The organism is Pseudomonas sp. R11F, from assembly GCF_050312575.1.
In the GTDB taxonomy this organism is placed as follows: Bacteria; Pseudomonadota; Gammaproteobacteria; order Pseudomonadales; family Pseudomonadaceae; genus Aquipseudomonas; species Aquipseudomonas palleroniana.
The window spans coordinates 17,783-37,052 of sequence record NZ_JBNPJU010000049.1 but is presented as its reverse complement, the minus strand read 5'-3'; the positions used below and the strand labels follow the sequence as shown (position 1 = coordinate 37,052).

Annotated in this window: 18 protein-coding genes and 2 pseudogenes; 11 read left to right on the top strand and 9 right to left on the bottom strand. The window is 58.5% G+C overall.

Annotated features, from left to right (window positions below; genetic code table 11):
• Nucleotides 1-63 precede the first annotated feature (63 nt).
• From ACQRBV_RS14430 to acs, 6 genes are all read right to left on the bottom strand, one after another.
• A complete protein-coding gene (locus ACQRBV_RS14430; RefSeq protein ID WP_060757318.1) occupies nucleotides 64-828 on the bottom strand; it encodes an ABC transporter ATP-binding protein in 765 nt (254 codons plus the stop codon).
• 27 nt (nucleotides 829-855) lie between these two features.
• The gene (locus ACQRBV_RS14425) at nucleotides 856-1,968 is read right to left on the bottom strand and encodes a succinylglutamate desuccinylase/aspartoacylase family protein (protein WP_411985860.1); all 1,113 of its coding nucleotides are present in this window, start codon (nucleotides 1,966-1,968) and stop codon (nucleotides 856-858) included.
• A 1-nt stretch (nucleotide 1,969) separates the two neighbouring features.
• The gene (locus tag ACQRBV_RS14420; RefSeq protein ID WP_161550355.1) at nucleotides 1,970-2,668 is read right to left on the bottom strand and encodes an ABC transporter permease; all 699 of its coding nucleotides are present in this window, start codon (nucleotides 2,666-2,668) and stop codon (nucleotides 1,970-1,972) included.
• Nucleotides 2,665-3,354: an ABC transporter permease gene (locus ACQRBV_RS14415; RefSeq protein WP_010208305.1), complete on the bottom strand. Its 690-nt coding sequence runs from the start codon at nucleotides 3,352-3,354 to the stop codon at nucleotides 2,665-2,667. Before ACQRBV_RS14415 ends, ACQRBV_RS14420 begins: the two co-directional genes overlap by 4 nt.
• A 91-nt stretch (nucleotides 3,355-3,445) precedes the next feature.
• Nucleotides 3,446-4,231, bottom strand: a complete 786-nt coding sequence (locus ACQRBV_RS14410) for an ABC transporter substrate-binding protein (RefSeq protein WP_060757315.1) — start codon at nucleotides 4,229-4,231, stop codon at nucleotides 3,446-3,448.
• Nucleotides 4,232-4,875: 644 nt separating this feature from the next.
• Nucleotides 4,876-6,831, bottom strand: a complete 1,956-nt coding sequence (gene acs, locus ACQRBV_RS14405) for an acetate--CoA ligase (RefSeq protein ID WP_060757314.1) — start codon at nucleotides 6,829-6,831, stop codon at nucleotides 4,876-4,878.
• 414 nt (nucleotides 6,832-7,245) lie between these two features.
• Here acs and ACQRBV_RS14400 point away from each other — a divergent pair, with 414 nt between their 5' ends.
• The 4 genes and pseudogenes from ACQRBV_RS14400 (at nucleotide 7,246) to ACQRBV_RS14385 (ending at nucleotide 10,311) form a co-directional block, all read left to right on the top strand.
• Nucleotides 7,246-7,515 (top strand): DUF2790 domain-containing protein, encoded by a 270-nt coding sequence (locus ACQRBV_RS14400; RefSeq protein ID WP_060757313.1) that lies wholly within the window; start codon nucleotides 7,246-7,248, stop codon nucleotides 7,513-7,515.
• A 573-nt stretch (nucleotides 7,516-8,088) separates the two neighbouring features.
• Nucleotides 8,089-9,339, top strand: coding sequence for a ribonucleotide-diphosphate reductase subunit beta (locus ACQRBV_RS14395; protein ID WP_090369047.1), 1,251 nt, complete (start codon nucleotides 8,089-8,091; stop codon nucleotides 9,337-9,339).
• 86 nt (nucleotides 9,340-9,425) lie between these two features.
• Nucleotides 9,426-9,596: pseudogene (locus ACQRBV_RS14390) on the top strand (HNH endonuclease); the annotation flags it as partial.
• 70 nt (nucleotides 9,597-9,666) lie between these two features.
• Complete coding sequence (locus tag ACQRBV_RS14385; RefSeq protein WP_060757249.1) at nucleotides 9,667-10,311, top strand: HAD-IB family hydrolase; 645 nt, start codon at nucleotides 9,667-9,669, stop codon at nucleotides 10,309-10,311.
• Nucleotides 10,312-10,342: 31 nt separating this feature from the next.
• Here the strand turns inward: ACQRBV_RS14385 and vapC are convergent.
• The 3 genes and pseudogenes from vapC to ACQRBV_RS14370 form a co-directional block, all read right to left on the bottom strand.
• Nucleotides 10,343-10,736 (bottom strand): annotated as a pseudogene (gene vapC, locus ACQRBV_RS14380) (type II toxin-antitoxin system tRNA(fMet)-specific endonuclease VapC).
• Nucleotides 10,737-10,739: 3 nt separating this feature from the next.
• Nucleotides 10,740-10,979: a type II toxin-antitoxin system VapB family antitoxin gene (gene vapB / locus ACQRBV_RS14375; protein ID WP_104994612.1), complete on the bottom strand. Its 240-nt coding sequence runs from the start codon at nucleotides 10,977-10,979 to the stop codon at nucleotides 10,740-10,742.
• A gap of 250 nt (nucleotides 10,980-11,229) precedes the next feature.
• Nucleotides 11,230-12,189: a LysR family transcriptional regulator gene (locus tag ACQRBV_RS14370; protein WP_205344752.1), complete on the bottom strand. Its 960-nt coding sequence runs from the start codon at nucleotides 12,187-12,189 to the stop codon at nucleotides 11,230-11,232.
• A 193-nt stretch (nucleotides 12,190-12,382) separates the two neighbouring features.
• On the opposite strand from ACQRBV_RS14370, the gene argH reads away from it, so the two are divergent.
• From argH to ACQRBV_RS14335, 7 genes are all read left to right on the top strand, one after another.
• Nucleotides 12,383-13,810 carry an argininosuccinate lyase gene (gene argH, locus ACQRBV_RS14365; protein ID WP_090369040.1) on the top strand — a complete coding sequence of 476 codons (1,428 nt, stop codon included), beginning with the start codon at nucleotides 12,383-12,385 and terminating at the stop codon, nucleotides 13,808-13,810.
• A gap of 235 nt (nucleotides 13,811-14,045) precedes the next feature.
• Nucleotides 14,046-14,924: an amino acid ABC transporter permease gene (locus ACQRBV_RS14360; RefSeq protein WP_060757244.1), complete on the top strand. Its 879-nt coding sequence runs from the start codon at nucleotides 14,046-14,048 to the stop codon at nucleotides 14,922-14,924.
• 23 nt (nucleotides 14,925-14,947) lie between these two features.
• On the top strand, nucleotides 14,948-15,712 hold the full coding sequence (locus ACQRBV_RS14355) for an amino acid ABC transporter ATP-binding protein (RefSeq protein WP_090369037.1): 765 nt from the start codon (nucleotides 14,948-14,950) through the stop codon (nucleotides 15,710-15,712).
• Nucleotides 15,713-15,737: 25 nt separating this feature from the next.
• A complete protein-coding gene (locus ACQRBV_RS14350; protein WP_090369036.1) occupies nucleotides 15,738-16,559 on the top strand; it encodes an ABC transporter substrate-binding protein in 822 nt (273 codons plus the stop codon).
• Nucleotides 16,560-16,662: 103 nt separating this feature from the next.
• A complete protein-coding gene (locus ACQRBV_RS14345) occupies nucleotides 16,663-17,832 on the top strand; it encodes an MFS transporter (RefSeq protein ID WP_090369034.1) in 1,170 nt (389 codons plus the stop codon).
• A gap of 54 nt (nucleotides 17,833-17,886) precedes the next feature.
• The gene (locus ACQRBV_RS14340) at nucleotides 17,887-18,834 is read left to right on the top strand and encodes a hypothetical protein (RefSeq protein WP_411985859.1); all 948 of its coding nucleotides are present in this window, start codon (nucleotides 17,887-17,889) and stop codon (nucleotides 18,832-18,834) included.
• Between the two features lie 93 nt (nucleotides 18,835-18,927).
• On the top strand, nucleotides 18,928-19,248 hold the full coding sequence (locus ACQRBV_RS14335; protein ID WP_244385204.1) for a helix-turn-helix transcriptional regulator: 321 nt from the start codon (nucleotides 18,928-18,930) through the stop codon (nucleotides 19,246-19,248).
• The last annotated feature ends 22 nt before the right edge of the window (nucleotides 19,249-19,270 follow it).

Below are 19,270 nucleotides of genomic sequence, written 5' to 3'. Positions count from 1 at the left end.
GTCAGCCAACAGATTGGTATCTGATTTACCGCCATCGGGAGCAAGCCCCCTCCCACAGGGTAACTATTTCAAGCTGCCGGACAGGAACTGCTGCAAACGCTCCGACTGCGGATTGACCAACACCTCACGCGGGTTGCCGCATTCTTCGACGATGCCTTTGTGCAGGAACACCAACTGGTTCGACACTTCACGAGCAAAGCCCATTTCGTGAGTCACCACCACCATGGTGCGGCCTTCCTGGGCCAGGTCCTGCATCACCTTGAGCACTTCGCCGACCAGTTCCGGGTCAAGCGCCGACGTCGGCTCGTCAAACAACATCACCTCCGGCTCCATCGCCAGCGCACGGGCAATCGCCACGCGCTGCTGCTCGCCACCGGACATGTGGCCGGGGAATGCATCCTTGCGATGGCCCACACCCACCTTGGCCAGGTAGTGCTCGGCCTTTTCACGCGCTTCTTTCTTCGACACACCCAGCACGTGCACTGGCGCTTCCATCACGTTTTCAATGGCGGTCATGTGCGACCACAGGTTGAAATGCTGGAACACCATGGACAGGCGCGAACGCATGCGTTGCAGTTGCTTGGGGTCGGCGGCTTTCATGGCGCCGTCCTTGCCGGCGACCAGCTTCAGCTCTTCGTTGTTGAGCAGGATCTTGCCCGCGTGGGGTTGCTCGAGCAGGTTGATGCAGCGCAAAAAGGTACTTTTGCCCGAACCACTGGAACCGATGATGCTGATCACATCACCGGCCGCGGCGGCCAGGGATACACCTTTGAGCACTTCATGACTGCCATAGCGTTTATGCAGGTCTTGGACTTCAAGTTTGTACATGCGGTCGGTTCTCACAAAAACAGGTGGTCAGTCGTTGAGCAAGCGCCCGTGACGCAGCGCTTCGCGCCCCGCCACCTTGGCCAGCCAGAAACCCGCTTGGGCATAACGTAGCCGTTCAACGGCAAACAACACCCCGGACGTGCCCGCGCAAACAATACTCACGCGGTCGGTCAGGGGATCAATCACTTCAAAAATCGGTTCGCCGGTTTCCACCCAGTCGCCGGCTTGACGCAGGTAACTGATCACCCCGGCGTGGGGTGCAAACAACAACTCGGTACCTTCGAAAGGCACGCCTTCGCACGGTTCGTACTGTGGCGCGGGCCATTGCCCCTTGATCAGGCCCTGTTCAGCGAGAAACGCGAGGATGCCTTCAGCGTGGAAGATGGCTTCGTCACGGCCGGTATCGGCCTGGCCGCCCAGCTCCAGCGTCGTCGCCAGGCACGCCAGCGGGATCTGCGCCTCAGGGAACAAGCGGGACAGGCGCAGCCACGGCAGCGAACAGGCTTCATCAAACGAGCTGCCGCCGGCATCCTCGGCCAGCAGGCCGACTTTCACATTCAAGTGCGCCGACAACGAACGCCACTGCGGCCAGTGCTGGGGCAGCGCATACATGTGCAACGCCGCCTGCGCATCGCAGTGCAGGTCCAGGACCACATCGGCGGTGCAGGCATGGCTGAGCAAGACGCGCTGCATGCCTTGCAGCTGGCTGCTCGGCACCGGCAGGGCGTCGAGTGCATCGGTCATCGCCTGGCGAATCATGCGCACATTGGCGTGGGGGTCATCGCCCAGCTTGCCGGCGAGCAACGCGGCGACCGGCTCGCTCAACTCGACGAAATCGCGGTTGAAATTCTTGCCGCTGCCCACCTCGAAACGGCCCTGGTGAGCACCTTGCAACAGTTGCCCCAGGCCCATCGGGTTGGCCACCGGCACCAGCTCGATCACACCGTTGAGGGCGCCCTGGCGCTCCAGTTCGATGAGACGCTTTTTCAGCTCCCAGGCGGCGCGCATCCCCGGCAACTCGTCGGCGTGCAGGCTGGCCTGGATATACGCCTTGCGCTCGCCGCTGCCGAAACGAAAGACGCTCAGTTGGCGCTCGCAACCCAGGTGACCCCAGGGCAACAGGTGATCGATACGTTCCATCTCAATGCTTCCTTGGAGCCAGGTAGCTCAGCCAGCGGCGCTCGGCCAACTTGAACAGGCGCACCAGGATGAAGGTCAGGCACAGGTAGAACGCGCCGGCCGTGATATAGGCTTCGAACGGCAGGTAGAATTGGGCGTTCACCGTGCGCGCGGCACCGGTGATGTCGATCAGCGTGACGATGGACGCAAGGCTGGTGGTCTGCAGCATCATGATCACTTCGTTGCTGTACTGCGGCAGTGCACGACGCAGGGCCGACGGCAGCAGGATGCGGCGGTACAGTTTAGAGCGCGACATGCCCATGGCCTTGGCCGCTTCGATCTCGCCATTGGGCGTGGCCTTGAGGCTGCCAGCGATGATTTCGGCAGTGTAGGCGCTGGTGTTGATCGCAAACGCCAGGCACGCGCAGAACGTGGCGCTGGACAGCAGCGGCCAGAGGAAGCTTTCGCGTACGGCGTCGAACTGCGCCAGACCGTAGTAGATCAGGAACAGCTGCACCAGCATGGGCGTGCCGCGAATGACATAGGTGTAGAGCCACGCCGCGCCGTTGACGATCGGCTGCTTGGACACCCGCATCAAGCCCAGCGGCAAGGCGGCGAGCAGGCCGAAAAACAGCGAGATGGCGAGCAATTTCAGGGTGGTGACCAAACCGCCGAGGTACAGCGGCATGGCCTCCCAGATGACGTTGTAGTCGAAGATCATAGATCAGCCGCCCTTACGCCTACCGAGTAGCGCTTCTCAAGATGACGCAAGGCCAGCAACGACACGCTGGTGATCACCAGGTACATCGCCGCCACTGCGAGGAAGAAGGTAAAAGGTTCGCGGGTGGCGTCTGCCGCCTGCTTGGCCTTGAACATCATGTCTTGCAGGCCCACCACCGAAATCAGCGCAGTGGCCTTGGTGAGTACCAGCCAGTTGTTGGTGAAGCCGGGGATCGCCAGCCGGATCATCTGCGGCACCATCACCCGGAAAAACACCTGGAAGCTGCTCATGCCATACGCCAGACCGGCCTCGGCCTGCCCCTTGGGAATGGCCATGAAGGCACCGCGGAAGGTTTCCGACAGGTAGGCGCCAAAGATGAAGCCCAGGGTGCCGATACCGGCCGCCAAGGGGTTCAAGTCAATATAGTCGTCGTAGCCGAGCATCGGCGCGACGCGGTTAAGCAGGTCCTGACCGCCGTAGAAAATCAGCAGGATCAGCACCAGGTCGGGAATCCCACGGATGACCGTAGAGTACAAGTCACCCAGCCAGGCCAACCAGCGCACCGGCGACAGGCGCAACGCGACCCCGATCAGACCCAAAACAATGGCCAAGGCCATGGACGACAAGGCGAGCTGAAGCGTCAACCATGCGCCATCGAGGATGACGGCCCCGTAGCCTTTCAACATGATTCAGGTCCTCGAAAAGGGGGATGAAAAAATGGCGCAAACCGCAGGAATTCTGTTGCTTGCGCCATTCTGGACAGACAGCTGCGACGAGTTATTTAGGGTCAGCGCCGTAAATATCGAAGTCGAAGTATTTGTCCTGGATTTTCTTGTATTCGCCGTTGGCACGGATCGCTGCGATGGCCGCGTTGATCTTGTCCAGCTCGGCCTTGTCGCCTTTGCGTACAGCGATGCCGATGCCGTCGCCGAAGTACTTGGCGTCGGTGAACTGTGGGCCTACGAACGCGTAGCCTTTACCGGCCGGGGTTTTCAGGAAGCCGTCCTGCAGCAGGGTGGCGTCAGCCACGGTGCCATCGAGGCGACCTGCTTCCACGTCCAGGTAGATTTCGTTCTGCGAGCTGTAAGGCACAACCGTGGCGCCTTTAGGGGCCAGGACTTCCTTGGCGAAGCGATCGTGGATCGAACCGCGTTGCACGCCGATTTTCTTGCCTTTCAATTCATCCAGGCTGTCGCTGACCGTGGTGCCTTCCTTCATCACCAGCTGCGCTGGGCTCAGGTAGTAGCGGTTGGTAAAGTCCACGGACTTCTTGCGGTCGTCAGTGATGGACATGGACGACAGGATCGCGTCGATCTTGCGCACTTTCAACGCCGGGATCAGGCCATCGAACTCTTGCTCGACCCACACGCACTTGACCTTCATCTCTTCGCACAGGGCGTTGCCGATGTCGTAGTCAAAACCCACGATGTTGCCATCCGGCGCCTTCGAGGCAAACGGAGGGTAAGCCGCTTCGATACCAATCTTCAGGGGCTTTTCATCAGCGAAGGCCTGCATGGACAGCACGGACAGCGCCAGGGCGCCCAACAGCACAAGTTTCTTCATCTTGGGACTCCATCGGTATAGGGCAAAAAGCAGTATGAGCCAGGGCCCACGATGCGACTTAAGTGAAACCGAATAGCGGTGCTGCGCCCTACGCGGTGTAAACCTGCGACGACGAGCGAGTGATCGGCATTCTAACGACAGGCCGGAAGCCGATATTTCCTCAATGCGACAACAATTTACAGAAGCACCGAGAAAGCGGTTCCAGCACATTGACAGCCTCTGTTTTTTATGCAGAGACAAAAGATATTAAACCTGTTGATGCTGCAAGTTGCGGGCCTATTATTCGCAAACCCTTCTAGCACGGCAAGTCTGGCGTTTAATCTTATTTCCTGGGGTGTCTAAAACGCGGTTTTTCGGGGCATTGGCGTAGCACATTGCCCCAGGTTTGGGCGGCAGGTTACACATCCAGGTGCGACGGTAACATTCAGAAACGTCCTACGAAAGAAACCGATATTTATTGAACTCCACCCGATCGTTCCCACGCTCCGCGTGGGAATGCCTCCTGTGACGCTCCGCGTCACGCCCTCAAGAGCAGACGCGGAGCGTCCAGGGCTGCATTCCTACGCAGAGCGTGGGAACGATCACCCATGTAAAAAGCCCCACTCGGCTCACACCGAATGGGGCTTTGTCCAACCCGCCTCGCCTTACGCGGCGTTCATGGTCTTGTGGGTTTCAATCAAATGCGCCACCACGCCTGGGTCCGCCAGCGTGGAGATATCGCCCAGCCCGTCATACTCCGCCGTGGCGATCTTGCGCAGGATACGGCGCATGATTTTGCCTGAACGCGTCTTCGGCAAGCCTGGCGCCCACTGGATCACATCCGGCGATGCAATCGGGCCGATCTCCTTGCGCACCCAGTTTTTCAGCTCCAGGCGCAGCGCTTCAGTCGGCTCTTCGCCATTCTTGAGAGTGACATACACGTAGATGCCCTGCCCCTTGATGTCATGGGGCACACCCACTACCGCCGCTTCCGCAACTTTAGGGTGGGCAACCATGGCGCTTTCGATCTCGGCGGTGCCCATGCGGTGGCCGGACACGTTCAACACGTCATCCACACGTCCGGTGATCCACCAGTAGCCGTCTTCATCGCGACGAGCGCCGTCGCCGGTGAAGTACATGCCACGGAAGGTCTTGAAATAGGTGTCGACAAAACGGTCATGGTCGCCGTACAGCGTACGCGCCTGGCCTGGCCACGAATCGAGGATCACCAGGTTGCCTTCGGCAGCCCCCTCGATGATGTTGCCCAGGTTATCCACCAACGCCGGCACCACACCAAAGAACGGACGCGCCGCCGAACCCGGCTTGAGCGCGTGGGCACCCGGCAGCGGGCTCATCAGGGTGGCGCCGGTCTCGGTTTGCCACCAGGTATCGACAATCGGGCAACGGGATTGGCCGACGTTCTTGTAGTACCAGTCCCACGCTTCAGGGTTGATCGGCTCCCCCACCGAACCGAGCAGGCGCAGGCTGCTGCCATCGACGCCTTCGCAGGCCGCGGTGCCGGAGGCCATCATGGCGCGGATTGCGGTCGGCGCGGTGTAAAGGATGTTGACCTTGTGCTTGTCGACGATCTTGCCCACCCGGGTAATGTCCGGGTAGTTCGGCACGCCTTCGAACAGCAAGGTGGTCGCGCCATTGGCCAGCGGGCCATAGACAATATACGTGTGGCCAGTGACCCAGCCGACGTCGGCGGTGCACCAGTAGATTTCACCCGGGCGGTAGTCGAACACGCGCTCGTGGGTCAGGGCGGCGTAGAGCAGGTAGCCACCCGTGGTGTGCTGCACGCCCTTCGGCTTGCCGGTGGAACCCGAGGTGTAGAGGATGAACAGCGCTTCTTCGGCACCCATCTCCTTGGGCGCACACACGGTGCCGGCCACTTTCATCAGGTCTTCGTACCAGATGTCGCGATGCTGGTTCCACTTGATCGCGCCATTGGTGCGCTTGCACACGATGACCTTCTGGATACTGTTGGTTTCCGGGTTGGTCAGGGCGTCGTCGACGTTGGCCTTCAGCGGAATCTTCTTACCGGCACGAATGCCTTCGTCGGCAGTGATCACCACCTTCGAGCGACAGTCGATAATGCGACCGGCCAGGGCTTCCGGGGAGAAACCGCCGAAGACCACCGAGTGAATCGCACCGATGCGGGTACACGCCAGCATGGCGACCACGGCCTCGGGGATCATTGGCATATAGATAGTCACCACGTCGCCGCGGTGTACATCCTGGCCGCGCAGGGCGTTGGCGAACTTGCAGACTTGTTCATGCAGCTCGCGGTAGGTGATGGTGCGGCTCTCGGAAGGGTCATCGCCCTCCCAGATGATCGCTGCCTGGTCGCCACGCTCGGCAAGGTGACGGTCCAGGCAGTTGTAGGAAACGTTCAGGGTGCCATCGGCAAACCATTTGATGTCGACATGGTGGTCGTCGAAAGAGGTCTGCTTCACCGCGGTGAAAGGCTTGACCCAGTCAAGACGTTTGGCTTGCTCGCGCCAGAAGCCATCGGGGTTGACCACCGACTGCTGGTACATGGCCTTGTAGGTCGCCTCGTCGGTCAGCGTATTGGCTGCTACTTCGGGGCGAACGGGGTACAGGGAAGCCGCACTCATCTTTCTTACCTCGGTGACAATCGTTGTTTTTGTATGGCCCCTGTTTTAGCCGGGGCCGGTCTATAGAACCATTCGACGATGGTAGTAACAAGCCCCTACAAATTGCCCTGATATGCCGATTTGCCGCTCTGGCCCGCGCCCTGCGGCGCTTTCACGGTTTGTGAAAAAACCTTTACCACGGGATTGTTACAAAAACCGCCAAAAGTGTTTATCAAAACCACGGGTATATGAATATAACCCGCAAGCCTAAAATCAACTTCGCCAACCAAGGCGCTGTGCTCGACACAGCAGTGATTAACAACGCAACAGCCCCCACGAAGGCAACGTTAATCCGAACTTCCAACTTTTAAGTTACACACGCGGCCTCACAAGGGCCCCGTGACCCCTTTCGCCCTGAAGAAGGTAAATGAAGAAATGAAAGTGTTCGCAGTCATGGCTCTCAGCAGCTTGTTCGCCACCGCCGCCCTCGCCGACGAGGCCCCGACAGAACTGGCCAGCCAGAATGCTCCCATTGTTGAGGATTACACCTACAGCACCCACTTGGACGTGGCAAAAGTATTGTCCATGAGCAATATCCCGGAAGTCTGTGAAGTTGTACCGGTAAAAATGGAATATGAAGACTCGCAAGGTCAACGGCATATTCTGAACTATCAAGTCATGGGTAACGGCTGCTCTAACGGGTAATAACTTCTTTAATTAGATTCAATCCCGGATCTTGGTCGCCGCAAGAAATCATTCTTGCGGCCAAGAACCCATCGCTGCCGCACCACCATCAACCTGTGGGAGGGGACTTGCTCCCGATGACCTGAGCCGCCACACCCACCTTACAAAGCCCTACCCTGCCCTACCTGCCCCCGCTTACAAAATCCCCTCACCGCCCGTCAAAAAAATCCAATCCCGGCAAAGCCTTGCAAACACACGCTTTGGCCGCAGACCACGGCATTTTGGTGCCCCCAAGTGACCATCCGCCGCAACACAAAGCCGAATTTTTCCCTATAATGCGCGGGTAAATCGGGCCTGCAATATCCCTTTACACAGGGATGAAGAGCCAGACCTGAGGCCTCCCCTGGAGCAAGCATCTGTCGCTCCACGCCTCAAGCCTCACGCAGAGCACCCGAACACCTGATTGCGTTTAATGCGTGCGCTAGCTGCAACAAACGATTCCTTAAGATCCACCGCGGCCTCTGGGCCGTGTGAACACCCAACCATCCGGTTTCACACGGGCACTTTGAGCCCTCACGCAGGAGACGACACGTCATGCTGAGCTGGGACGAATTCGATAAAGAAGAAGACGGCGAAGTCGCCGCCAAAGGCGCCAACGCCGGCCACGCCACCGAAGCCAACATGGACCGCCTCGACGGCGCCGGCGCTGCCGCCGCGGTTGAAGCCCGCGCCGTCACCGCCAGTGACTCCGCCGCCATCGTGCGCGCCAAGGCCGCCCTCGACAAACTCGACATCGCCGAAGGCCTCGCCGAACTCGAAGGCGCCTCCGCCCGCGTCGCCGTTGACGAAAAACGCATGATCAACTGCCGCGCCGACCTCAACCAGCTCGTGCCTTTCAAGTACGACTGGGCCTGGCAGAAGTACCTCGACGGCTGCGCCAACCACTGGATGCCGCAAGAGGTCAACATGACCGCCGACATCGCCCTGTGGAAAAACCCCGAGGGCCTGACCGACGACGAACGCCGCATCGTCATGCGCAACCTCGGCTTCTTCTCCACCGCCGACTCGCTGGTCGCCAACAACCTGGTCCTGGCCGTGTACCGCCTGATCACCAACCCGGAGTGCCGCCAGTACATCCTGCGCCAGGCTTTCGAAGAAGCGATCCACACCCACGCCTACCAGTACTGCATCGAATCGCTGGCCATGGATGAAGGCGAGATCTTCAACATGTACCACGAGATCCCATCGGTCGCCAAAAAAGCCGCCTGGGGCCTGAAATACACCCGTTCGATCTCCGATCCGAAGTTCGAAACCGGTACCGTCGAGACCGACAAGGAACTGCTGCGCAACCTGGTCGCCTACTACTGCGTGCTGGAAGGCATCTTCTTCTACTGCGGCTTCACCCAGATCCTGTCCATGGGCCGCCGCAACAAAATGACCGGCGTCGCCGAGCAGTTCCAGTACATCCTGCGCGACGAGTCGATGCATCTGAACTTCGGTATCGACGTGATCAACCAGATCAAAATCGAAAACCCACACCTGTGGGATGCCGAGATGAAGGAAGAAGCGACCCAGATGATCCTGCAAGGGACGCAGCTGGAGATCGAATACGCTCGCGACACCATGCCTCGCGGCGTGCTGGGGATGAACGCGGCGATGATGGAAGACTATTTGAAGTTCATCGCTAACCGTCGCTTGTCGCAGATTGGTCTTAAGGAAGAGTATCCAGGCACTACCAACCCGTTCCCGTGGATGAGCGAGATCATGGACTTGAAGAAAGAGAAGAATTTCTTCGAGACTCGGGTGATCGAGTACCAGACCGGCGGCGCGCTGAGCTGGGACTGATTCTCCCGAAGCCAGGCAGTATCAAAAAGCCCTGACTCGTTCAGGGCTTTTTAATTTCTAGTGAACTCAAAGTTGGCGTTGAATCGCCATCTCTTGAAGCACATCACATCAAGCACCTCGCCCAGAAGGGTTCGGATCGCATCACCAATGCTGTAGCCTTATGCCCCAATTGCCATCAGCGTTGTCACCGGTCGAGTGATCGGGAGGCTTTTACCGAAGGGCTTTACGCCAAGATCGGAAGATTGGCACGGGAGTAGACTCCTGCTGTCACACCTGATGCACGCTTAAACATTTAGATAGGACCGAGGCCTACCCGTGAACCCAGACATGCTCGAAGCCGGCCCCGCTGACGCCAAAGTACTTTCCGTCTTTGACTTCGACGGCACGCTGACCCACCACGACAGTTTTGTGCCCTTCCTCAAGTTCGCCTTTGGCCCCGGTGAGTTCTATGGCCGGATGGTCAAGCTGGCGGTGCCGGGGCTGCGCTTTTTGGTGCGGCAGATCAGCCGGGATGAGTTGAAGGCACAACTGATTCGCACCTTTATGACCGGGGTGGAGAAGGCGTGGGTTCAGCAGCAGGCCGAGGCGTATTGCCAGCGCTATTGGAGCAAGTTGATGCGCCCCAAGGGCTTGCAGTCGGTGGCCGATGAGGTGAACTCGGGGGCCGTGGTGACGCTGTGTTCTGCGTCGCCGGCGTTGGTGTTGCAGCCGTTTGCGAATCGGCTGGGGATCAAGTTGATTGGCACTGAGCTTGAGGTGGTTGATGGCGTATTGACCGGCAAGCTCACCGGGAATAACTGCCGCTGTGAGAACAAAGTGCTGCGGCTTGAGGCGGTGTATGGCGACCTGGGGGAATACCGGCTGCGGGCCTGGGGCGATACGCGAGGGGATCGGGAGTTGTTGGCAGCGGCGCAGGATGCGCATTTTCGGCATTTTCATGCGAAGAAGAAAAAGCGGGATCGGTTGCAGTGATGACGTGGGTGGGGTTGGCAGGAAGTCTGCACTAGACGCCTAACCAGTTTTCCACAATCAAGCCATTTACGCGCTTGAACTCACCTTCATTGTTAGTAACCAAGACCAAGCCTGAGCTTCTAGCGTGCCCGGCAATGTGTAGGTCATTGACGCCGATAGGCGTGCCCTTTTTCTCCAGATCTGAACGTATCGAGCCGTAGTGAAAAGCGGCCTTGTCGTCGTAGCTAAAGACATTGAGCCGGGAAGAGAAGTCTTCCACGGCTCGCGTATTTTTTTCTACGAACTGACTCTTTTCTGCGCCATGCATCAGCTCAGCAGGGTGATGAAAGAGAGATCACCATACGCCCAACATTGGCATTGAATTTTTCCAATATTTCGATCGGACGACGCTTGATGATGTAGATCACGATGTTGGTATCAAGCACGTACTAATCATCAAAAGACTCTCGTTCTTGCTGGGTTTGATCGGCACGTTCCTCCATGAAATCTTCAGATACCGATTCACTGGCAAGAAAAAAGCTGTCCCAAGTGTTTTCAACAGGCGAAATGATCAGCTCTCTTCCCACAGCACGGACCTCCACGGTCTTCACTCCCGCAGGAAAACGCATGTCGGCAGGGATGCGAATATTTTGCGTACGGTTGTTAGTAAAGACGGTTCCAGAAGACATAGAGAACACCTCTCTGGGTAAGGAAAGACTGGGAAGAATGATGATTCGAGAATGCTCTATTTCAAAGCTATCTGGCAAACATCCGAAGAATGCCAGCGTTATCGCACTAGCATGGGCTGCTACGAGTCGAGGCGATACGGGTTTATGGGCTCGACAGGGAAATCGCGTCGATCCCTTCGCAGCCTCGCTGGGGCTCGACAGCTCCCACATTTGATCTTTGCCAATCCGATGATTTGTGGTCGGCAGGTATTTATGTCGCGGCTTTCAGGTCTACGCCCAGGGCTGTGGCGAAGGCTTTTACCATGGGGCTGCGCGGTGCGTTGTGGCGCAGGATGAGGTTGAATGCCGTGCTCAGGTGGACCTGCTCCGAGCACAGTACGCGCAGGCGGCCTTCTCTCACTAGCGGCGTTGCGTAGTGTTCCGGCAGGAAGCCGAGGAAGCGGCCGGTAAGGATCAGGATGGCCACGGCTTCAACCTGGGAGGCCGAGGCTGACTGGCTGTCGTAGTTGACGAAGTTGGCCTTGTCGCGATGGATCGCATACCGATGGTTCACCACTTCGTATTGGCGCAAGACTTCGGGCGTGATATCGCTCGCATTGAAGAGTGGATGCCCTGTTGCGCAGTAGGCGTGGGCCTTTTCTTCGTACAGCGGGAAGTAGTCGAATTCCTCGCGGCGTTGGTAGACCGGGACGATGCCGGCAACCAGGCGCCCTTCCACTACGCCGCGCTCAACTTCATCCAGTTGTGAGGCGTGCAGGCGTAATCGAATCTTGGGCGACTCACTATGTAATTTTCCCAGGGCCGCAATAAGCGGTGAATTAACGTCCGATACGGTGTTATCAATAACGCCCACACTAAGGTCGCCGATCAGTTCATTTTGCGCTGAACTAAGCTTGTCGCGAAAACTGTCGACCGAGGTAAATAACTCGATGGAAGCTTGATACACCAACTTGCCTTCTTCGGTCAGCCCGAAGCCTTCCCTGCCCCGGGTGCACAGGCGCATGCCAATGCGGATTTCCAAGTCGGAAATCTGTTTGCTGATAGCTGCCAAGCCCACATTCAGCTCGTTTTGCGCGGCGCTGAAACCGCCGGCCTCGACCACAGCCATGAATACCCGCAGCAACTTGAAGTCCAGCCCGCTCAATTGCAGCGGCGGTCTTGCGCCGGGTTTGGGTGGCAGGTTTCCAGAAGTGGAAAGTGGGGTTTCCATAATACGCGTTGACCTCTAGTGCCATATTCAACAGGCTTGAACCCAATCCTTGAATATAGCCAGGCGGCGATAATGAACATAAACATCCGCCCTTGGCAACCTTGAATACGGCGCGTCAGACGCCGGTTCTACGCCGTTAGAAATTTATTTTTACTGCCTCCGACTCTTCTAAAAACAAGCGTGAGGAACCTCCATGTCCCAGCCCACCGACCGCCTTTGGGGCGCTCGTTTCAAGACCGGTCCGTCTGCGGCATTGGCCGCGTTGTCGCGTTGCCCAGAGCGCTATTTTCGCCTCACGCCCTATGACCTGGCCGGCTCCCGTGCCCATGCCCGTGAGTTACAGCGCGCCGGTTTGCTGGATGAGTCGGAAACCTTGCGTACCCTGCAAGCCTTGGACGGCATCGGCGCAGATTTCGCCGCCGGCAACCTGCATCCAACCCTGGATGACGAGGACGTGCACACCTTCATCGAACGCGTACTGACCGAGCGCCTCGGCGCCCTGGGCGGCAAGCTGCGTGCCGGGCGCTCGCGTAACGATCAGACGGCCAATGATCTGCGCCTTTTCCTGCGCGACCATGTGCGCACCATCGCCACTCAAGTGCTGGCTTTGCAACAGGCGCTGGTGCAACAGGCCGAGCAGCATGTTGAGAGCATCTGCCCGGGCTTCACGCACTTGCAGCAGGCGCAACCGATTGTGTTCGCCCATCACTTGTTGGCCCACGCCCAGTCAATGCTGCGCGATGTGCAACGGTTGATCGATTGGGATGCGCGTACGGCGTTGTCGCCCCTCGGTGCAGCGGCCATGGCCGGTTCGGCGATTGCGCGTCAGCCGGAACAATCGGCCAAGGAAATGGGCTACACCGGGCCGTGCGAAAACTCTATCGACGCCGTAGCAAGCCGTGACCATGTGGCGGAGTTTCTGTTTGTGGCGGGCATGCTCGGGGTGAATATTTCGCGGCTGTCGGAGGAGTTTTGCCTGTGGTCTTCGCGCCAGTTCCGCTGGGTGGTCTTGGATGATGCCTACGCCACTGGCAGCTCGATCATGCCGCAGAAAAAGAACCCGGACATTGCCGAATTGGCGCGGGGCAAGGCCGGGCGATTGATTGGCAACCTGACCGGGTTGATGTCGACGCTCAAATCCTTGCCGCTGTCCTACAACCGCGATTTGAGTGAAGACAAACACAGTGTGCTCGACAGCGTCGACACCCTGCTGCTGGTGCTGCCGGCGCTGGCCGGTATGGTCGCGACCATGCAGGTGCAGGTGCAAGAGCTGCGGCGGCAGGCGCCGATGGGTTTCACCCTGGCGACGGAGGTGGCGGATTGGTTGGCCACGCGGGGTGTGCCGTTCAAGGAGGCGCATGAGATTACCGGCGCGTTGGTACAAGCCTGTGAGAAGCATGAGATTGAGTTGTGGGAAGCCTCGCCGGCGCTGCTGGCTGAGGTGGATGCGCGGTTGACGCCGCAGGTGCGCGACTGCCTGACACTGGAAGCGGCGATTGCGGCGCGCAATGGGTGGGGTGGGACGGCGCCGGAACGGGTTAAAGAGCAGATTGAGCGGTTGAAGGTATCGTTGGCCGCTCAACAAAAATGGGCTGACAGCTACACCGGATTTCGAATTTAACCCACACCTGTGACGATCGTTCCCATGCTCTGCGTGGGAATGCCGCCCCGGACGCTCTGCGTCCCGTTCATGCGCAAGGGTGACGCGGAGCGTCACGGGATGCATTCCCACGCAGAGCGTGGGAACGATCACTGGGAATTTTGTGCTGTTCGGGCGGGCGCTTTCGCGAGCAAGCCCGCTCCCACCTTTGAACCCTGTACAGCTGTTGGAACGTGATCAGTTTTGGAGTAGCACCATGAACCAAACCCCGGCAGAGCGCTTGGAAGCCGAGCGCAAGTTGTCCGAAAACCAGTTTGATATCACGCAGTACGAGCACGTGCCGCGTCGCTATTACGGGCGGATGTTTTTTGCCACCTTGATCGTGATCGTGTTGGTCGCGTTGTTACGCGCCTTCGCCAATGGCCAGATCGAATGGTCCTACATCGGCCAGTTCCTCACGTCCGAGGCGATTCTGTGGGGCCTGGTGAATACCATCGTCATGTCGATCCTGGCGATGGCGCTGGGCGTGGTGATCGGGGTCATCACGGCGATCATGCGCATGTCGGCCAACCCGATCCTGCGCTACGTGGCCATCACTTACACCTGGCTGTTCCGGGGTACGCCGCTGATTCTGCAACTGCTGCTGTGGTTCAACCTGGCGTTGATTTTCCCGGTGATCGCGATTCCCGGCCTGTTCAGCATCGACACCGTCGACCTGATGACGCCCTTTGTGGCCGCCCTGCTCGGCCTCAGCATCAACCAGGGGGCCTATACCGCCGAGGTGGTGCGTGCCGGTTTGCTGTCGGTCGACACGGGCCAGTACGAAGCGGCCAAGTCCATCGGCATGCCGAGCTTGCAGGCCCTGCGCAGGGTGATTCTGCCGCAGGCCATGCGCGTGATCATTCCGCCTGTAGGCAACGAGTTCATCAGCATGGTGAAAATGACCAGCCTGGCCAGCGTCATCCAATACTCGGAGCTGCTGCACAACGCGCAAAACATCTACTACGCCAACGCGCGGGTCATGGAGCTGCTGATGGTGGCCGGCATCTGGTACCTGGCGGTGGTGACTGTTCTTTCATTTGGTCAAAGCCGCCTCGAGCGTCGTTTTGCCCGCGGCGCCGGCAAGCGTTCGTAAGCCTGGTTGAGGAGATTTGCCCCATGAGAAGCATCGTCAAGGCCGTCAACCTGAACAAGTATTACGACGAGTATCACGCGCTGCGTGACATCAACATCGAGGTCGAGCAAGGCGAGGTCATGTGCATCATCGGCCCATCGGGCTCGGGCAAAAGTACCCTGCTGCGCTGCGTCAACCAGCTGGAAAAAATCGACAAGGGCGGCCTGTGGGTCGACGGCGAGCTAGTCGGTTACCGCGTGGTCGGCAACAAGCTGCATGAGATGAATGAAGCGCAGATCGCCCGCCAACGCCTGGCGACGGGCATGGTGTTCCAGCGCTTCAATTTGTTCCCGCATATGACCGTGTTACAGAACATCATCGAAGGCCCGTGCCAGGTCCTCAAGCGTTCACCCAAGGAAGCCACCGAAGATGCGCTGGAGTTACTCGCGCGCGTGGGCCTGGCGGACAAACGCAATGCCTACCCGGTGGAGTTATCCGGCGGCCAGCAACAGCGTGTGGCGATTGCTCGTGCGCTGGCGATGCGCCCCAAGCTGATGTTGTTTGATGAGCCCACATCAGCCCTCGACCCGGAGTTGGTCGGTGAAGTGCTGTCGGTGATGCGCGACCTGGCGACCACCGGCATGACCATGATCGTGGTCACCCATGAGTTGGGCTTTGCCCGCGAAGTCTCCAACCGCATGGTGTTTATGGACGCCGGCCAGATTGTGGAAGCCGGCAGCCCCGAAGACATTCTAATAAGCCCACAAAACCCGCGTACCCAAAGCTTTATTTCTGCCGTTCGCACTTAACTAGAAAACTAACGAGAACGCCTCCATGAAAAAATTGTTTATCCCCACCTTGCTCGCGGGCCTGATGGCCTCCACTGCAGTTTTCGCGGCATTGCCGGCGGCAATCAAGGAGAAAGGCGAGATCAGCGCGGCCATCGTGCCGAACTACCCGCCAATGGATTTCAAGGACCCGGCCACCAACAAGATCACCGGCCTGGACTTTGACCTGGGCAACGCCCTGGGCGAACGCCTGGGCGTGAAGATCAAATGGCAGGAAACCGCCTTCGAGCAAATGCTCAGCGGCCTGACCACCAAACGCGTGGACATCGTGCTGTCGGGCATGAGCGATACCGCCGAACGCCAGAAGTCAGTGACCTTTATCGACTACTTCACCAGCGGCCCGCAGCTGTACACCCTGGCCAAGCGTGAAGACCTCAAGGAATTGACTGACCTGTGCGGTAAAAAAGTCGGCACCAGCCGCCGTACCACCTGGCCGTCGGAAATTGCCGCGTGGAGCAAGCAAAACTGCGAAGCGGCGGGTAAGCCGGCAATCGTGGTGATCGGCACCGAAGGCTCGGCGGATGCACGGGCGCAATTGCAGCAGAACCGCCTGGATGCGGCCATGCAGGGCAGCGAGACGATTCCTTATCTGATGTCGTTGGATAAAGGTAAATACAAGCCGGTGGGGCTGGCGATTTCCAAGCAGTTCACCGGGCTGGGCATCGAGAAGAGCAATACCGAGCTGGTCAGCGCGATCAGTGCAGCGCTGCAGGGCATGATCGATGACGGGACCTACGGCAAGATCCTGAAGAAGTGGGACCTGGAGCAAGGTGCGGTAGAAAAAATCAGCATCAACGCCGGGCAGTAACCCGGCCTGACTGTGGGAGCGGGCTTGCTCGCTCCCACAGGCGGTCTGTTTTCCCATTCGACCGGTGTTGTCTCAAAGCAATAACAAGGACGCTCGCCCCACCGTGCCCACCTACTCTTTGGTAATCCGTCGCCTGATGATTTGCTCGGTGACCATCGTGGTCAGCCGTGCCATGACCAGCCCGTTGCTGGCGCTGCTGTTGAGCACCCGGCTGGGCCTCAACCAGCAAGACATCGGCCTGCTGATGGGCATTGCCGTGTTTACCGCCACGTTGCTCGGCCTGTACGGCGGCTACATCATCGACCGCCTGGAAAAGCGCAAGCTGTTGATCCTGGCCATGCTGTCCAGCTCCATCGGTTTTCTTTTGCTGACCTTTGCCAGCAATCTCTACCTCACCACCTTGACACTTGTGATCACCGAGGCGGCGTCGGCGCTGTTCCTGATCGGCTCCAAAGCCATCATCAGCGAGAACCTGCCGGTGGCGGAGCGCGCCAAGGTATTTTCGCTGCGCTACACCCTGACCAACGTTGGCTACGCCACGGGCCCGATGCTTGGTGTGGTGATTGCCGGTCACATGCAACTGGCGCCCTTTCTGATCGCCAGTGCCATTGCGTTTGGCAGCCTGTTCCTGATGATCGGCATCCCGCCGACGCAACAGGATGACAGCAACAAGCCCTTGAGTTTTCTCACGACCCTGCGTACGTTACGCAGCGACCGCACGCTGATCCTGTTCACCGGCGGTAGCTTGTTGAGCACCATTGTCCACGGGCGCTATACGTTGTATCTGTCGCAATTTCTGCTGGTGGCCTACAAGCCTGCCGACGCGTTGAAGATTCTGTCTGCGGTGCTGGCCTGCAACGCTATCACCGTGATTCTGATGCAGTACCAGATCGGCCGCTTTCTCAAACGCGAACAACTGCGCTACTGGATCGTGCTGGGCACCTTGCTGTTCATCGTCGGGCTGGTTGGTTTCAGCCTGGCAGACAGCCTGCTCACCTGGTGCCTGGCGATGTTTGTGTTCACCTTGGGCGAGATGATCATCTACCCGTCGGAATTTCTGTTTATCGATACCATCGCCCCCGATGCGCTGCGCGGCAGTTACTACGGTGCGCAAAACCTGGCCGCGTTCGGCGGGGCAATGAGCCCGGTCATCTGTGGGTATTTATTGATCAACGCCGCCCCTACCAGCATGTTCTATGCCCTCGGCGCACTGACTGCGATCGGGGGCACCTTGTGCTTCTTGAGTGGGCGACGGGTAGCAGGTTCTTGCTGATATTTGTGCTGGATCCCGCTATTAATAGCGAAATATCTCACGGACCCGAGCCCCATGAAATTCGACACGGCCTACAGCCTGAGTCTCGATGACAAGCTGTCGATCTACGATGTAAGAGACCTGAATTTCGACGAAACCGCTGACTTCGACTCCGACAAGGATCGCTTCCTGTGCCCCAACGATGAATGCCGTGGGGCATTCGACACGGGGAATGCGCTGAGTACCTTCAACGCCAAAAACGTCAATTATCAGCGCACACCGCACTTCAAGAACAAGACCAGCACCCGGCATATCGACGGCTGCCGCTATGCCAGCACCCACAAGCCGGCGACGGGTGAACACGACGACGAGCGAGAGGACAACTTCCCATCGGAGTTTGTACTGACGCGGCGTCAGTACGAACGCAAGAAACCGCTGGCGGGCACTGAGGGAAACCTTGCGCAAGACTCAACACAGTCATCGCCAACCCGGCCCGGTGCGCTCGTCGGCACCAGCGATGCCGCACCGGACAAAACCAGCGTCTTCGCCCACCCGGTGGAATGTTATGTGTCGAATATCGACGACAAGGACAAGCTCAAGCGCATGCCGTTGAAGATCGGCGATCACACGGCAACCTACTGGACGTTTTTCAAGAAAATCGAATACCTGCAAGACAACAAGGGCCTGATCTACTGGGGCAGGATCAAGGCGATCAAGGACTACACCAGCAGCTTTCGCATCGACTTCGAAAAGAAAGTGTGGCTCGACAAGAAGCCCTACTCGGTCAACGTTTACCTGAGTAAAAAACTCATCGAGAACTACCGCAAGCGCAAAGCGTTCCTGGAGCAGATCAAGGCAGCAGTGGACAGTGAGCAGGCGTTGTATTGCTTCTTCTACGGGGTGACGCCGACGCTCAAACAGGTGCCCAGCAAGAAGAACCCCGAACAGACGTTCGGGGTGTTCAGCGCGAATATTGAAAACCTGGATCACCTGATCATTCGGGAGGCGCCAGGGGTGGAATAGTGGGTTGTCCAGCATCCAGTTGATGAGCGGTCAAAACAACTGTACAAAAACACAGTATAGTTTGCCTTCCCCCGTCGAACCTGGAGAAACCCCATGTCCTCTCTGGCAATGAGCTCTTTCGTAGAACAGCAGATCGTCCTGCACCAATTCACCCCCAAGCACAGCGTGCAGGCTCGCGCCATACTGGGCTGGAGCCAGGAACAACTGGCCCGCCTGGCAGGTGTGACGGTGCAGGCGCTTCAACAGTTTGAAAGCCAGGGCGACGTGGGTGATGACACCCGCCTGGCATTGGCGTTTCGCCTGGAGGCCGAAGGGTTGGTGTTCTTCCCGGGGTTTGCGCCGGGTTGGGGGATGAGTGTGCGGGGCGGTACGCCTCAGCCAACGCTCCAGGTCGTTCATGAGACAGCAGAGTAAATTTTTTACCTGCACTGCCACT

Excerpts from the sequence above, each read along its gene's own strand:
- ACQRBV_RS14430 (WP_060757318.1), bottom strand. The coding sequence starts at position 828 with ATGTACAAACTTGAAGTCCAAGACCTGCATAAACGCTATGGCAGTCAT.
- ACQRBV_RS14425 (WP_411985860.1), bottom strand. The coding sequence starts at position 1,968 with ATGGAACGTATCGATCACCTGTTGCCCTGGGGTCACCTGGGTTGCGAG.
- ACQRBV_RS14420 (WP_161550355.1), bottom strand. The coding sequence starts at position 2,668 with ATGATCTTCGACTACAACGTCATCTGGGAGGCCATGCCGCTGTACCTC.
- ACQRBV_RS14415 (WP_010208305.1), bottom strand. The coding sequence starts at position 3,354 with ATGTTGAAAGGCTACGGGGCCGTCATCCTCGATGGCGCATGGTTGACG.
- ACQRBV_RS14410 (WP_060757315.1), bottom strand. The coding sequence starts at position 4,231 with ATGAAGAAACTTGTGCTGTTGGGCGCCCTGGCGCTGTCCGTGCTGTCC.
- acs (WP_060757314.1), bottom strand. The coding sequence starts at position 6,831 with ATGAGTGCGGCTTCCCTGTACCCCGTTCGCCCCGAAGTAGCAGCCAAT.
- ACQRBV_RS14400 (WP_060757313.1), top strand. The coding sequence starts at position 7,246 with ATGAAAGTGTTCGCAGTCATGGCTCTCAGCAGCTTGTTCGCCACCGCC.
- ACQRBV_RS14395 (WP_090369047.1), top strand. The coding sequence starts at position 8,089 with ATGCTGAGCTGGGACGAATTCGATAAAGAAGAAGACGGCGAAGTCGCC.
- ACQRBV_RS14385 (WP_060757249.1), top strand. The coding sequence starts at position 9,667 with ATGCTCGAAGCCGGCCCCGCTGACGCCAAAGTACTTTCCGTCTTTGAC.
- vapB (WP_104994612.1), bottom strand. The coding sequence starts at position 10,979 with ATGTCTTCTGGAACCGTCTTTACTAACAACCGTACGCAAAATATTCGC.
- ACQRBV_RS14370 (WP_205344752.1), bottom strand. The coding sequence starts at position 12,189 with ATGGAAACCCCACTTTCCACTTCTGGAAACCTGCCACCCAAACCCGGC.
- argH (WP_090369040.1), top strand. The coding sequence starts at position 12,383 with ATGTCCCAGCCCACCGACCGCCTTTGGGGCGCTCGTTTCAAGACCGGT.
- ACQRBV_RS14360 (WP_060757244.1), top strand. The coding sequence starts at position 14,046 with ATGAACCAAACCCCGGCAGAGCGCTTGGAAGCCGAGCGCAAGTTGTCC.
- ACQRBV_RS14355 (WP_090369037.1), top strand. The coding sequence starts at position 14,948 with ATGAGAAGCATCGTCAAGGCCGTCAACCTGAACAAGTATTACGACGAG.
- ACQRBV_RS14350 (WP_090369036.1), top strand. The coding sequence starts at position 15,738 with ATGAAAAAATTGTTTATCCCCACCTTGCTCGCGGGCCTGATGGCCTCC.
- ACQRBV_RS14340 (WP_411985859.1), top strand. The coding sequence starts at position 17,887 with ATGAAATTCGACACGGCCTACAGCCTGAGTCTCGATGACAAGCTGTCG.
- ACQRBV_RS14335 (WP_244385204.1), top strand. The coding sequence starts at position 18,928 with ATGTCCTCTCTGGCAATGAGCTCTTTCGTAGAACAGCAGATCGTCCTG.